This window comes from Microbacterium rhizophilum (genome assembly GCF_039605615.1).
GTDB classification, from domain to species: Bacteria; Actinomycetota; Actinomycetes; order Actinomycetales; family Microbacteriaceae; genus Microbacterium; species Microbacterium rhizophilus.
In genome coordinates, this window is sequence record NZ_JBCNUN010000006.1 from 160,400 (window position 1) to 173,584 (window position 13,185).

A 13,185-nucleotide genomic window follows, 5' to 3' on the forward strand; every position below is an offset into this window, starting at 1 on the left:
GATGGACTGAGCCGATCGCATGACCACCGCCCCCGACGCCACGACCGAGGCCCCGCCGGCCCCGGCGCCCGTGCGCGCGGACGGGCAGCCGTCGCAGGCGAGCTGGCGGGAGGTCGGGCTGTATCTGCTCTCCCGCGTCGGGGAGGTGCTGCGGCGGGTCGTGAAGGTCGTGCGGCCGATCGGCTGGGTCCTCATCGGGATCGCCGCGGTGCTGTGGATCGTCGGACCGTGGCTCGGATGGCGGGAGGTGACGATCGCCGCGGTGGTCGTGACCGCGGTGCTCGTGCTGTGCCTGCTGTTCCTGATCGGTCGCACGACGTACGACGTGGCCCTCGACCTGGCCCGCACGCGCGTCGTGGTCGGGGAGCGCGCGGTCGGCGCCCTCACGCTCGCCAACTCCGGTCAGCGCGCGATCCTGCCGTCGCGTGTGGTGCTGCCCGTCGGGCCCGGCCGCGGCGTGTTCGGGATCAGGCACCTCCCGCCCGGCGAGCAGGTCGAGGAGCTCTTCGCGATCCCGACGAGCCGCCGCGCGGTCCTCCCGGTCGGCCCGGTCAGCATCGTGCGCGGCGACCCCCTCGGGCTGTTCGAGCGGGTCGACAGCCGCGACGCGCCGGTCGACCTGTACGTGCATCCGCGCACCGTGCGGTTCGAGGGGCAGTCGCTGGGCTTCGTGCGCGACCTGGAGGGCATGACCTCGCGGGACCTCGCCCGCGACGACATCGCGTTCCACGCCCTGTCGGAGTACCAGCCGGGCGACGATCTGCGGCACGTGCACTGGCGCTCCACCGCGCGCACCGGCACGCTCATGATGCGCACGTACGAGCAGACGCGCCGCTCCCACTTCATGATCGGCCTGTCCACGCACCCCGGCGAGTACGCGGATCCGGAGGAGTTCGAGCTTGCGATCTCGGCCGCCGGGTCGCTGGGCCTGCGCGCCCTGCGCGACGCGTACCGGGTGGATGTGCGCACGCAGTCCGCGAAGCTGCGGACCGAGACGCAGAAGCACCTGCTGGACTCGCTCTCGGGCGTCGACGCATCGCGCGCCCGCGAGGGAGGGACGTCGGTGCTCGCCGGTGCCGTCGCCGCGGCCGCTCCCGCCGCGAGCGTCGTCGTGCTCGCGTGCGGCAGCCGCGTGCCGGCGCCGCAGCTGCAGTCGGCCGTCTCGCGCCTGCCGCTCGGGTCGCGCGCGCTCGTCGTGGTCGCGGCGCTCGGCCAGGAGGCCGCCCGGCGGCGCATCGGCGAGGCCGACGTCATCACGATCGGCGCGCTCGAGCATCTGCCGCCCTCGCTTCGGCGGGTGCTCGGATGAGCGTCGTGGACGAGGGCGTCCGGATGGCGTCCGACACTCCCGCGGCCTCCGTGGGGGGCGGTCGCCGCGACTTCCGCGCGCGGCCGAGCGGCGCGCTCGAGCCGCGGCGCTGGGCGCTGGACCTCGGCGCCGTCGCGCTGCTCCTGCTCGTGCCCGTGATCGGGTTCTGGCCCACGTACGGCGGGCCCGTCGCACTGCTGCCGGGGCTCGGGGCGCTCGTGCTCGGGCTGGGCATCGCCGCGCTGGGGGCGCTGCAGCGGTGGGGCGTGCTGCTGCTCGCGGCGGGCGTCGTCGTGGCGTACTTCGCGTGCGGCGGGCTGTTCGCGCTGCCGCACACCGCGATCCTGGGATTCATCCCGACCCTCGAGACGCTGCAGAAGCTCGCGCTCGGCGTGGTGACGTCGTGGAAGTCGCTGCTGACCACCGTCGCGCCTGTCGCCCCCGAGGACGGTCACCTGATCGTCCCGTTCCTGCTGGTGCTCGTCTTCACGGTGCTCACCGCGAGCCTGGCGCTGCGGGTGTCGCCGCCCGCGTGGGCGCTGCTGCCGGCGGCGGTGTGCCTGGGCCTGCAGATCGCGCTCGGCACCTCGCAGGCCGCGGCGCCCGTGCTGCAGGGCGTCCTGCTCGCGGTCGTGGCGATCGTCTGGCTCGCCGTGCGGGCGGCGTGGGCGCCGACGCGCAGCGCGGTCGCGCTCTCGTCGGGGGATCAGCTCACGGAGGACCGTCGTCAGGTGATGCGCCGCGTGGGCGCGGCGGGCGGTGTGCTCGCGATCGCCGCGGCCGTCGGCGGCGCATCCATGCTGCTGGCACCTCCGCACGAGATCCGCTACGTCGCGCGCGACGTCATCATCCCGCCGTTCGACATCCGGCAGTACCCGAGCCCGCTCCAGGACTACCGGCTCTACGTGGAGGACTTCTCGGACAAGACGCTGTTCACCATGACGGGGCTGCCCGACGGCGCGCGTGTGCGGCTCGGGACGATGGACGCGTACTCGGGCGTCGTCTACGACGTCGCGGACGAGTCGAGCGGCTTCACGTCGCTGCGATCGAACATGGCCGGGGACGCCCGCGGGCAGACCGTGGACGTGGACGTCCAGATCGGCGAGTACGACGACGTGTGGTTGCCCGAGGTCGGCACGGTCGACGCGCTCGAGTTCCGCGGCGAGCAGGCCGAGACGCTGCGCCGGGCGACCTACTACAACCCCTCGAGCGGCACCGGTGTGGTCACCACGGGGCTGCGCGCGGGCGACGCGTACTCGTTCACGGCCGTGCTGCCGCCGCAGCCGAACGAGGCGAGGCTGAACGAGGACCGGTTCGCCGAGGTCGAGATCCCGGAGCCCTCCGCGGTGCCCGAGAAGCTCGGAGAGAGCGCGTCGGCGGCGATCTCTCAGGCCGACGCCCGGACGCCGTACGAGAAGGCGGAGGCGCTGGCCGTGTTCCTGGCGGAGTCGGGGTACTTCAGCCACGGCATCAGCGAGAACGGCGACCCGTACTCGCCGTCGGGGCACGGATCCGCGCGGCTGACGACCATGGCCGGATCCGAGCAGATGGTCGGCGACGACGAGCAGTACGCGGCCGTGATGGCGCTCATGGCACACGAGGTCGGCATCCCCGCGCGCGTGGTGATGGGCTTCCACGCGGACGCCGACGCCCCGACGGGCGGCCGGCTGACCGCGACGGGAGAGAACCTGCACGCCTGGGTCGAGGTGGCGTTCGCCGACGCCGGCTGGGTCGCGTTCGACCCCACGCCGGACGAGGACAACGAGCCCAAGGACCAGACCACGCAGCCCAAGAAGAACCCACAGCCGATGCCGCTGCAGCCGCCGCCGCCCGCGCAGGAGGAGGCGGATGAGCCGCCACTCGTGCCCGAGGACCGCAAGGCCGAGGACGAGGCCGAGCCGCTGCCCGGCTACCTCGGCGTCGTGCTCGTCGTCGGCGGGATCAGCCTCGGCACGATCGCGCTGCTGGTCGCGCCGTTCGTGGTCATCGGCGGCATCAAGGCCTCGCGGCGGCGCAGGCGCCGGGAGGCGCCGGTGCCGGCCGACCGGATCAGCGGCGGCTGGGACGAGCTGATGGACCGCGCCGTGGACTTCGGCCGCGGCGTCCCGCCGGGAGCGACGCGGTACGAGCAGTCGGCCCAGCTGGTCGCGACGCTCGAGGAGCCGCGCGTGCACGGCCTCGCCGTGCGCGCGGACGCGGGCGTGTTCGGCCCCGGCGAGCCCACGGCCGAGGAGATCGAGGCCTTCTGGGCCGAGATCGACGGCGTGGTCGGCGGGATGAGCAGCCGGGCGTCCGTCTGGAAGAGGCTGCGCGCGCGACTGAACCTGCGGTCCCTGACCCACAGCTCGACGCTCGCGACGCGAGTGCGGTCGCTGCGCGAGACGGTCTCCGCACGACGGAAGGAAGGCTGACATGACGACGCCGAGCCCGTACGGGGCCCCCGCCCCGGGCGCCTATCCGCCTCCGCCGCCGCACGGCGCGCCGACCGCGTCGGGCTACGCCGCCTCCGGATATCCCGAGCCCGCACCGCAGCTTCCCGACACGCCGGCGCCGCTCGGGCGTCGCGCGAGCGCGTACATCATCGACCTCGCGATCGTGGTGCTCGGCCTGGTCGTCTGGCTGGTCGTCGGCTGGCTGCTCGCGGCGGCGCTCGGCACGACCGTCGCACTGATCTTCGCGATCGCGGCCTGGATCCTCGCGGTCGCGTGGTGGTTCGCCTACACCGCGATGCAGGGCGGCCACGGGTCGATCGGCATGCGGCTCATGAGGCTGCGGCTCGTCCGGCTCGACGACGGCGCGCCCCTCGGCTTCGGCGGCGCGCTGCTGCGCAACGTGATCTGGGCGCTGGCCGCCGGGATCCTGGTGGGGTACTTCTCGGTGCTGTTCGACAAGACCGGACGCGGCCAGGGCTGGCACGACCGGGTGGCGCGCGCGTTCATGCAGGACGCGTCCTCAGCCGCCTCCGCCACAGGGGCCCCGGTCGCGGCGGCCGTGGCACCGCTGCCCGTCTCGCCCGTCTCGCCGGCCTACGGCGGGGCCTTCGCCGCGGGAGCGCCGCCCGCGCCGAGCTACGCAATGCCGGTGGCCCCGCCGGTCGCGCCGCCGTTCACCGGCCACGTCCCGCCGCGACCGCCGCTCCCGTCCCAGCCGGCCGCGCCCGCCCAGGTGCCCGCCACCCCCGCGCAGGCGCCCGCGACACCACCCGTGGCGGACGGGCTGATCGCGTTCGTCCCGGGGATCACGCAGGACCCGCCGCCCTCCGCGCCCGCCGCCTCGCGGGCGCGCGCGGCGGCGCCGTTCCCGCCGGATCCGGGTCCCGTCCCGCCCGCCCCGGTCCCGGCTCCGGCGCCGCCGACTGGGCCGGCGGAGGACGACCTCGACAGCGACACCGTGCTCGTGCGCCCGGCGACGGCCGAACCCGCCGAGCCCGGCCTCGAGGACACGCGCGTCGTGGTCCGCGCGCGTCCGGTGGTGCTCGAGTGGGACGACGGCACGCGGCACACGGTCGCGGAGCGGGCGCTGTTCGGCCGCAACCCCGCCGCGACGGACGGCGCGGAGACCGTCGTGGTGCGCGACGAGACCCTCTCGCTGTCCAAGACCCACTTCGAGATCGTCGTCACGGCGGGCGACGCGTTCGTGGTCGACCATCACTCGACGAACGGCGTGACGGTCGTGCGCGGCGGCGCGCGGATCGAGGCGGCGCCGGGCGAGCGCGTGGCGCTCGAGGACGGGGATGCGCTGGAGATCGGCGACCGCATCGCGACGTACAGGGGACGCGGATGACCAGCCCGATCGTCGCGCTGAGCGGCGCGGCCACCGACGCGGGGCTGCGCCGGACGCTCAACGAGGACGCGTTCGTGTCGGTGCCGCCCGTGTTCCTCGTGGCGGACGGCATGGGCGGACACGACCGGGGCGAGGTGGCGTCCGCGACGGCGATCGCGGAGTTCGCGGGCCTCGCGGGACGCGAGAGCCTGACGATCGAGGACGTGCGCGAGGCGCTGCGGCGCGCGCGCACGCAGGTCGACGGCCTGTCGATCGGCACCGAGGCCGGCGCCGGCACGACGCTCACGGGCGTCGTGGTCGCCGACGTCGCCGGCGAGGGCTACTGGCTGGCGCTGAACCTCGGCGACTCGCGCACGTACCGCCTGGCCGGCGGCCGCCTCGAGCAGATCAGCGTCGATCACTCGGTGGTGCAGGAGCTGATGGATCGCGGTGAGCTCACGCCGGAGGACGCCGCGCGCGACCGACGTCGCAACGTCATCACGCGGGCGCTCGGCGCCGGCAGCGACGCGGACGCCGACTTCTGGATGCTGCCCGCGGCGCAGGGCGACCGCATCCTGGTGTGCTCGGACGGGCTCCCGAGCGAGCTGCCCGCCGAGCGGATCCGGACGATCCTGAGCGTCGAGTCGCACCCGCAGGCCGCCGCCACGCGCCTCGTGCACGAGGCCGTGCTGCACGGCGGACGCGACAACATCACCGCGATCGTGGTCGACGCGATCGCGGTCGCGCGGCGCGGCGCCGCGGCGCCCGGGGGCGAGGACCCCGGCATCGACTCCGACACGCTGCCGCGCGAGCCCGTGGGAGGGCTGCGCTGATGCGCGTGACATACGAGCCCGGCGGCATGCTCACGATCGTCGCCGATGACGGCATCGCGGTGCTGCCCGGCGGCCTGCCCCAGGAGCTGATCGACGACGTGTGGGTGGGCCTGGACTCCGGCGACGGCGTCGCCGCCGTGCTCGACGCGATGGCGCGGGCGTTCGGGCCGGCCACGGCCGCGTCGCCGCCGTTCGCGGTCGCGCTGCTGCAGGGCGACGCGGTGCGCACGGCGGTCCGCGGCGACCTGCGGCTCACGGTCGAGACGCTGGGCGGACCCCTGGAGGTCCCGGGAGGCGGCGACGCCTGGACCGTGCGCCTCGTGGAGGACGCGCTGTCCGTGCGGGTGCGTCCGCCGCAGGACGCGCCCGCGCGCGCCTCGGAGCTGCCGATCGCGTCGGGGGCCGTGCTGGCGGCCACCGTGCGCGCGGTGTTCTTCGAGGCCGAGGACGATGACGAGCCGGCGCGCGCGCAGGGTGACGCGCACGTGCCGAACGACCTCGTCTCGGGCGACCCGGACGCGGATCCGTCGGCAGACGCGCCGACCGAGACCCTGCTGCCCGACGACACCCGGCTGGTCGGCGCGGACGAGGCGCCGGCCGAGGCGCACGCGGACGACGACCCGGCGGATGCGCTCGCCGCGGCCGACACGGTGGCCGTGGAGCGCGAGCTGCCCGTGGACACGCTCGAGCCGCAGGCGTCCGGCCCGATCACGCCGCTCGGCGACCACGACGGCGCGACCATCTCGGCGGCGCACCTGGAGGCCCTGCACGGCCACGTCCCGCCGCCCCCCGACGAGCCGCCCGTGGACGTCCGCCTCTCGGAGCCGGATCCCGTCGTGCCGGTCGTCGAGGCGCACGGCGATCACGACGGCGCGACGATCGCGGTCGGCCCGCCTGGGCACGAGGACGCCGCGCCGCGCGGCGCGAGCGTGACGGCCGAGGTCCCGATCGAGCCCGAGATCCCACGCCAGGCGGAGAGCCCCGACCCGTCCGTGGGACCGCGCCTCGATCCCGCGCCCGTGCCCCGCTTCGACGTGCCTGCACTGCCCGAGCCAGGCGGATCGCCGTTCGCTCCCGGGCCGAGCCGCGGCTGGATCCGGCTCTCGACGGGCGAGACGATCGAGCTCGTCCGGCCCGTGATCGTCGGCCGCCGGCCGCGCTCGACGCGCACGGCGGGCGCGGACGTGCCGCAGCTCGTGGCGGTCGAGAGCCCGCAGAACGACATCTCCCGCAACCACATCGAGATCGGCTCGGACGGCGAGACCGTGGTCGTCACCGACCTGCACACCACCAACGGAACGGTGCTGTACCGAAGCGGGCTGCTCGGCGCCTCCGCCGACCCGGTGCGCCTGCACCCCGGCGAGCAGACCGTGGTGGTCTCGGGCGACGTGGTCGACATCGGCGACGGCATCCGGATCACGTTCGAGGACCTGCCGTGAACCAGCGCCGTCCGCCCGCGCCGCCGCCGCAGCTGCCGGGCTTCACGCACCTCGAGCTGCTCGGATCCGGCGGCTTCGCCGACGTCTATCTGTACGAGCAGGAGCTGCCGCGCCGCCGCGTGGCGGTCAAGGTGCTCCTGGCCGAGCGGATCTCCGCGTCGGCCGCGCAGTTCACGGCCGAGGCGAACGTCATGGCGATGCTGTCGACGCATCCGGCGATCGTCACGATCTACCAGGCGGGCGTGTCCTCCGACGGGCGTCCGTACCTGGTCATGGAGTACTGCCCGCGGCCCAACCTGCAGGTGCGCTACCGACGCGAGCCGTTCTCGGTCGCCGAGACGCTGCGCGTGGGCATCCAGGTCGCCGCCGCGGTCGAGACGGCGCACCGCGCGGGCGTGCTGCACCGCGACATCAAGCCCGCGAACATCCTGGTCACCGAGTACAACCGGCCCGCGCTGACCGACTTCGGCATCGCCTCGACATCGCAGTCGAGCACCGAGACCGCGGGCATGTCGATCCCGTGGTCGCCGCCCGAGGTGTTCGCGCACGACGCGCGCGGCGCGCTGCCGCAGAGCGGCCCGCGCACCGACGTCTACCAGCTGGGCGCCACGATCTACACGCTGCTGGCCGGGCGCTCGCCGTTCGAGCTGCCGGGGCAGCGCAACGGCAGCGCGGAGCTCATCGAGCGGATCGAGCGGATGCCGCTGCCCGCGATCGACCGCGCAGACGTGCCGGCCTCGCTCGACTCGGCCCTCGCGCGCGCGATGGCGAAGGATCCGGCGGACCGCTATCCGAGCGCCGTCGCGTTCGCGCGCGCGCTGCAGAAGGTGCAGATCGAGCTCGCCCACTCGGTCACGCCGATCGACATCCTGGACGACCGGCCGCTCGACGCGGCACCGGAGGACGACGACGGCGGGCTCACGCGCGTGCGCGGCGTCACGAGCATCGCGCAGATCGACACCGTCACCCGCGCCTCGGCCACCACCGCCAAGGTGCCGGCCGCCCCGCCGGCGCCCGCGGACGACGATGCCACGGTGGCGCGCGGCCCGCGCGTGGTGCAGCCGATCGACGATGCGACGATCCTTCGAGCCCCGGCCCGCCCGGCGTCCGCGCCGACCGCCGGGCCCGAGGCGCAGGCCCGCCCGCGCCGCTGGCCCGCGATCGTCGCGGCATCCGTGATCGGAGTCGCGGCGATCGGCATCGGCGCGGCCGCGATCCAGGGCGTCGTGGCGCCGCAGCCCGAGCCGACCGAGACGTCCGACGTGATCGCGCAGGATCCGACCGGCGGCGACACCGTGCCGCTCGTCGCCGAGGGGCGGGGCGTGATCCAAGGGGACGAGGCGGTCTTCACGTGGACCAACCCGGATCCGCAGGGCGGGGACTCCTACGGCTGGCAGCGCGTCGATCTGGACGCGCGGGAGAGCGAGCTCGAGGAGATCGCGGAGCCCACCGTGACGCTGCCCGTGGACGGCGAGGACCGCGTGTGCATCGACGTCTCGCTGGTGCGCGCCGACCGGCGGGTGTCGCCGCAGCCGACCCGGATCTGCACGCCGCCTTCTTAGGCCGCGCGGATCGATCGCTCGTGTTCTTTCTTGGCCGCGCGTGATCGATCGGGTCTTGTTGGCCGCGCGTGATCGATCGCTCGGCCGACGCTTCGCGCCGGCGCTCGCGATCGATGGCTGTCGCTTCGCTCCATCCGCGCGCTGGTCGGCCGCATCCGCGGCACGCTCACTTCGTTCGCACAGGGCGCGAGCCTGGCGTCAGGCCGCAGGCGCGGCGCCACTCAGGCGGTGGGCGCGGGGTCGAGGTGACGCGCGCCGTGCGAGAGAACCTTCACGACGATGCCGCGGCGCGCGAGCGCCGAGACCGTGCGCGTGCCCTCGTCGACGTTGCGGCCCAGGGCCTGCACGTTCGTCACGACCAGCACGTCGCCCGGCTTGAACGTGTCGAACAGGCGCCCGAGGCGCTGCTCCCACGACTCCAGGATGTCCGGGGCCGGGTGCCGGAAGCCCTCGATCGGCACGCCGAAGCGCGTCAGGTCGTCGCGCTGCTGCACGACCGACGGCATGTCGTCGCGCGAGACGACGAGGCCCACCAGACGCGAGCCCGCCGGTCGCGCGAGCCACCAGTCGCGGTCGCGCTGCAGCTCGGTGAAGCACTTGGGGCACTCCGCGGCCGCATGGGGCAGGTGCAGCGGCGCGGTGTCCGCTCGCGTGGCCTCCGGTTCGTGCGCGATCTCCGCCACGGCGCCCCCTCTCGTCGGGTTCTATTGTGCAGGTTCCGCGGGCCCGCCGACAGCCGGCAGACGCGAGCGCCCCGGCGCAAGGGGCTTGTCGCGCGCCGCGGGCATCCGAGTAGCGTTGCGCCATGACGTTCAACGAGAACGCCGATGTCGGCAGCAGCAAGGCACGGCGCCGCGGGCGCACGGCGGCGATCGCGGGCGGTGGCGGCGTCGGCATCATCGGCATCGCCGTGCTGCTCATCAGCGCGTTCACCGGGCAGGACCTCACCGGGCTGCTCGGCATCGTCGACGGCGGCGGCACGAGCCAGCAGCAGCCGGGCGAGGGCGCCATCATCGAGGACTGCCAGACCGGTGAGGACGCCAACGAGAACGACGAGTGCCGGCTCGTGTTCGGAGCCGAGGCGATCGACCAGTTCTGGTCCGGGAGCCTCGACGGCTACGTCGAGCCGCAGCTGATCATCGTCGACCAGCAGACCTCGACGCAGTGCGGCACCGCGTCCAACGCGACCGGCCCGTTCTACTGCCCGCCGGAGCAGACCGTCTACGTCGATCCGACCTTCTTCGGCCTGCTGCGCTCGCAGTACGACGCATCGGCCGGCGACCTCGCGCAGCTCTACGTGCTCGCGCACGAGTACGGCCACCACGTGCAGAACCTCATCGGCGTCTTCGAGCAGCACCCGAGCAACGGCACGGGGCCCGACAGCAACGGCGTGCGCACCGAGCTGCAGGCCGACTGCTTCGCGGGCGCGTGGGTCGCGGCCATGACCGAGCAGAAGGACGCCGACGGCGACCCGTACCTGAAGGAGCCCACGGCGCAGCAGATCGCCGACGCGCTCAACGCCGCCGCGGCGGTGGGCGACGATCACATCCAGGAGCAGTCCGGCGGCCAGGTCAACCCCGAGAGCTGGACGCACGGCTCGAGCGAGCAGCGCCAGCGCTGGTTCGATGAGGGGCGCGCGGGCGGCGCGACCGCGTGCGACACGTTCGCCGTGTCGGGAAGCGACCTGTGACATGACCGACGCGCTCGACGGGATCCTGTATCCCGACATCGAGCCGTACGCGAGCGGCATGCTGCCGGTGGGCGACGGGCACCGCGTGTACTGGGAGACCAGCGGCGACCCGGACGGCAAGCCCGTCGTGTTCCTGCACGGCGGACCCGGCGGCGGCACCGCTTCGTGGCAGCGGCGGTTCTTCGATCCGGAGCGGTACCGGATCATCCTGATGGATCAGCGCGCGTGCGGACGCAGCGAGCCGCACGCCAGCGAGCCGGAAGGGGATCTCGCGGCGGTCACGACCTGGCACCTGGTGGCCGACCTCGAGGTGCTGCGCGCGCACCTCGGCGTGGACCGCTGGCAGGTGTTCGGCGGGTCGTGGGGCAGCGCGCTTGCCCTCGCGTACGCGCAGGCGCACCCGCGGCGCGTGACCGAGCTCGTGCTGCGGGGCGTGTTCACGTTGCGCCGGCACGAGCTGGAGTGGTTCTACGAGGGCGGCGCGCAGGCGCTCTTCCCCGACCTCTGGGAGTCCTACGTCGCGCCGATCCCGACGGGGGAGCGCGGGCGGATGATCGAGGCGTACCACCGCCGGCTGACGCATCCGGATCCGGACGTCCACGTGCCCGCGGCCGTCGCGTGGAGCGTGTGGGAGGCGTCGACCATCACGCTGCGCCCGGACCGCGAGGCGATCGAGCGGGCGGCGGATCCGCGATCCGCGGTGGCGTTCGCGCGCATCGAGAACCACTTCTTCCGCCACGGCGGCTGGTTCCGCGAGGGCCAGCTGATCGAGGATGCCCCGCGCCTGCGGGACATCCCCGCGGTCATCGTGCAGGGGCGCTACGACGTGTGCACTCCGGTCATGACCGCGTGGGACCTGCACCGGGCGTGGCCCGAGGCCGAGCTCGTCGTGGTCGACGACGCCGGCCACGCGGCCATCGAGCCCGGCATCGCCGCCGCGCTCCGACGGGCGACGGATCGCTTCGCGGGTTAGATCAGGCTCAGCTCGCGCAGCTTCGACTCGACGTCGGCGTTGCTGGGCTCGACGTGGTGCGACGAGTCGGGGTAGACCACGACCGGGATGTTCGTGCGGCCCGAGATGTCCTTGGCGACGTCGGCGGCGGCGGGCTCGGCCTCGAGGTCGATGTAGGTGTACGCGACGCCGAGCTCGTCGAGCTGTGCCTTGGTGCGGCGGCAGTCGCGGCACCACTCGGCGCCGAACATCGTGATCTGGTTCTGGTCGAGAGAGGTCATATATCAAGGATACGAGCGCCGGGGAGGCCGGGATCCGTTCGAGCGTCGCGCGCGGACGTGACACGATTGAGGCGTCCCGCGCGAGGCGGGAGGAGACACACAGGAGAGGGCGGGCGTGGACGTCACGGTCATCGTCCCCACGCGCAACGAGCGGGCCAACGTCGCCGAGGTCGTGCAGCAGCTGGCGACCGCGCTGGCGGGGCGCCGCGCCGAGATCCTGTTCGTGGACGACAGCGACGACGGCACGGTCGCGGAGGTCGAGCGCGTCGCGCGCGATGCGCCGCTGCCGGTGCGGGCCATCCATCGCGCCGCCGGGGTGCGCTCGGGCGGGCTCGGCGGCGCCGTGGTGGCCGGCCTCGCAGCGGCCGCGTCCGACGTGTGCGTCGTCATGGACGGCGACCTGCAGCACCCGCCCGCACTCGTCCCGGCGCTCGTCGACCGGCACGCGCGGGGCGACGCCGACGTCGTGATCGCGTCGCGCTACATCGGCGGCGGCGACTCGACGGGCCTCGGCACCACGCTGCGCTTCGGGCTGTCGCGCGCGGCGACGCTGCTGACCAAGGCGATGTTCCCGGTGCGGCTGCACGGCACGAGCGATCCAATGACCGGGTTCTTCCTGGTCGACCGGACCCGCGTCGACCTCGACGCGCTGCGCCCGAGCGGGTTCAAGATCCTGCTCGAGCTGCTGGTGCGCGGCGATCTGCGCACGGCCGAGGTGCCGATGCGCTTCCTGCCCCGCGCCGAGGGCGAGTCGAAGGCGTCGCTGCGCCAGGGCGTGACGTTCCTCGTGCACCTCGCGCGCCTGCGCTTCGGCAAGATGTCGGTGTTCGCGGGGATCGGCGCGATGGGCGCCGTGGCGAACGTCGCGATCGTCTGGCTGCTCACGGCACTGGGCCTCGGTTACATCTGGGCGGCCGTCGTCGCCGCCGAGCTCACGATCGTCGCGAACTTCCTGCTCGCGGAGCGCTTCGTCTTCGCGGACATGCGCGGCCGCGCATCCGGCTTCCGGCGCCGCTTCCTGACGTCCTTCGCGTTCAACAACGCGGAGGCCGCGATCCGGATCCCCGTGCTCGCGCTGCTCGTGGAGACCTGGCACATCTCGTCCGTGCTCGCCACGGCCATCACGCTCGCGGTCGCGTTCGTCGCGCGCTTCGTGTTCCACTCGCTCGTCGTCTACGCCCCGCGTCGCCCGCGCGAGCCCGGCACCGAGACCGCCGGCCAGCGGATCATCCGGATCATGGACGAAGAGGCGATGCGCCCGGGCGAGCTGTAGGCCCCCGGCGGCGGGATTCCGTGCTTCGCGGGGAGTAGTCCGCGACCTCCCCGCGGCGGTGTCTGCGGTCGCGGGGCGTGGCTA

At 74.2% G+C, this 13,185-nt stretch carries 11 protein-coding genes; 9 read left to right on the top strand and 2 right to left on the bottom strand.

Annotation, left to right across the window (positions count from 1 at the left end; translation table 11 throughout):
* The first annotated feature begins 19 nt into the window (after nt 1–19).
* Genes AAD528_RS11700 through AAD528_RS11725 form a run of 6 tightly spaced genes read left to right on the top strand, consistent with a single transcriptional unit; the run spans nt 20 to nt 8,905 of the window.
* On the top strand, nt 20–1,309 hold the full coding sequence (locus AAD528_RS11700) for a DUF58 domain-containing protein (protein ID WP_345752254.1): 1,290 nt from the start codon (nt 20–22) through the stop codon (nt 1,307–1,309).
* Entirely contained in the window at nt 1,306–3,720 is a 2,415-nt protein-coding gene (locus AAD528_RS11705; RefSeq protein ID WP_345752255.1) for a transglutaminase-like domain-containing protein, read from the top strand. The genes AAD528_RS11700 and AAD528_RS11705 overlap by 4 nt, the downstream gene beginning before the upstream one ends.
* Before the next feature lies 1 nt (nt 3,721).
* Complete coding sequence (locus AAD528_RS11710; protein WP_345752256.1) at nt 3,722–5,092, top strand: RDD family protein; 1,371 nt, start codon at nt 3,722–3,724, stop codon at nt 5,090–5,092.
* Nucleotides 5,089–5,904 carry a PP2C family protein-serine/threonine phosphatase gene (locus AAD528_RS11715; RefSeq protein ID WP_345752257.1) on the top strand — a complete coding sequence of 272 codons (816 nt, stop codon included), beginning with the start codon at nt 5,089–5,091 and terminating at the stop codon, nt 5,902–5,904. The genes AAD528_RS11710 and AAD528_RS11715 overlap by 4 nt, the downstream gene beginning before the upstream one ends.
* Nucleotides 5,904–7,343, top strand: coding sequence for an FHA domain-containing protein (locus AAD528_RS11720; RefSeq protein ID WP_345752258.1), 1,440 nt, complete (start codon nt 5,904–5,906; stop codon nt 7,341–7,343). The genes AAD528_RS11715 and AAD528_RS11720 overlap by 1 nt, the downstream gene beginning before the upstream one ends.
* A complete protein-coding gene (locus AAD528_RS11725; RefSeq protein ID WP_345752259.1) occupies nt 7,340–8,905 on the top strand; it encodes a serine/threonine-protein kinase in 1,566 nt (521 codons plus the stop codon). The genes AAD528_RS11720 and AAD528_RS11725 overlap by 4 nt, the downstream gene beginning before the upstream one ends.
* Before the next feature lie 221 nt (nt 8,906–9,126).
* Here AAD528_RS11725 and AAD528_RS11730 read toward each other — a convergent pair whose 3' ends face one another.
* Nucleotides 9,127–9,588, bottom strand: a complete 462-nt coding sequence (locus AAD528_RS11730) for a recombinase family protein (RefSeq protein ID WP_345752260.1) — start codon at nt 9,586–9,588, stop codon at nt 9,127–9,129.
* Between the two features lie 122 nt (nt 9,589–9,710).
* On the opposite strand from AAD528_RS11730, the gene ypfJ reads away from it, so the two are divergent.
* A complete protein-coding gene (ypfJ, locus tag AAD528_RS11735) occupies nt 9,711–10,595 on the top strand; it encodes a KPN_02809 family neutral zinc metallopeptidase (protein WP_345752261.1) in 885 nt (294 codons plus the stop codon).
* A gap of 1 nt (nt 10,596) precedes the next feature.
* The gene (gene pip / locus AAD528_RS11740; protein WP_345752262.1) at nt 10,597–11,568 is read left to right on the top strand and encodes a prolyl aminopeptidase; all 972 of its coding nucleotides are present in this window, start codon (nt 10,597–10,599) and stop codon (nt 11,566–11,568) included.
* Here the strand turns inward: pip and AAD528_RS11745 are convergent.
* A complete protein-coding gene (locus AAD528_RS11745) occupies nt 11,565–11,828 on the bottom strand; it encodes a glutaredoxin family protein (RefSeq protein WP_345752263.1) in 264 nt (87 codons plus the stop codon). The genes pip and AAD528_RS11745 overlap by 4 nt on opposite strands.
* 115 nt (nt 11,829–11,943) lie before the next feature.
* Between AAD528_RS11745 and AAD528_RS11750 the strand changes: the two genes are divergently transcribed.
* On the top strand, nt 11,944–13,101 hold the full coding sequence (locus tag AAD528_RS11750; RefSeq protein WP_345752264.1) for a glycosyltransferase: 1,158 nt from the start codon (nt 11,944–11,946) through the stop codon (nt 13,099–13,101).
* Nucleotides 13,102–13,185: the final 84 nt, after the last annotated feature.

Excerpts from the sequence above, each read along its gene's own strand:
- AAD528_RS11700 (WP_345752254.1), top strand. The coding sequence starts at position 20 with ATGACCACCGCCCCCGACGCCACGACCGAGGCCCCGCCGGCCCCGGCG.
- AAD528_RS11705 (WP_345752255.1), top strand. The coding sequence starts at position 1,306 with ATGAGCGTCGTGGACGAGGGCGTCCGGATGGCGTCCGACACTCCCGCG.
- AAD528_RS11710 (WP_345752256.1), top strand. The coding sequence starts at position 3,722 with ATGACGACGCCGAGCCCGTACGGGGCCCCCGCCCCGGGCGCCTATCCG.
- AAD528_RS11715 (WP_345752257.1), top strand. The coding sequence starts at position 5,089 with ATGACCAGCCCGATCGTCGCGCTGAGCGGCGCGGCCACCGACGCGGGG.
- AAD528_RS11720 (WP_345752258.1), top strand. The coding sequence starts at position 5,904 with ATGCGCGTGACATACGAGCCCGGCGGCATGCTCACGATCGTCGCCGAT.
- ypfJ (WP_345752261.1), top strand. The coding sequence starts at position 9,711 with ATGACGTTCAACGAGAACGCCGATGTCGGCAGCAGCAAGGCACGGCGC.
- pip (WP_345752262.1), top strand. The coding sequence starts at position 10,597 with ATGACCGACGCGCTCGACGGGATCCTGTATCCCGACATCGAGCCGTAC.
- AAD528_RS11745 (WP_345752263.1), bottom strand. The coding sequence starts at position 11,828 with ATGACCTCTCTCGACCAGAACCAGATCACGATGTTCGGCGCCGAGTGG.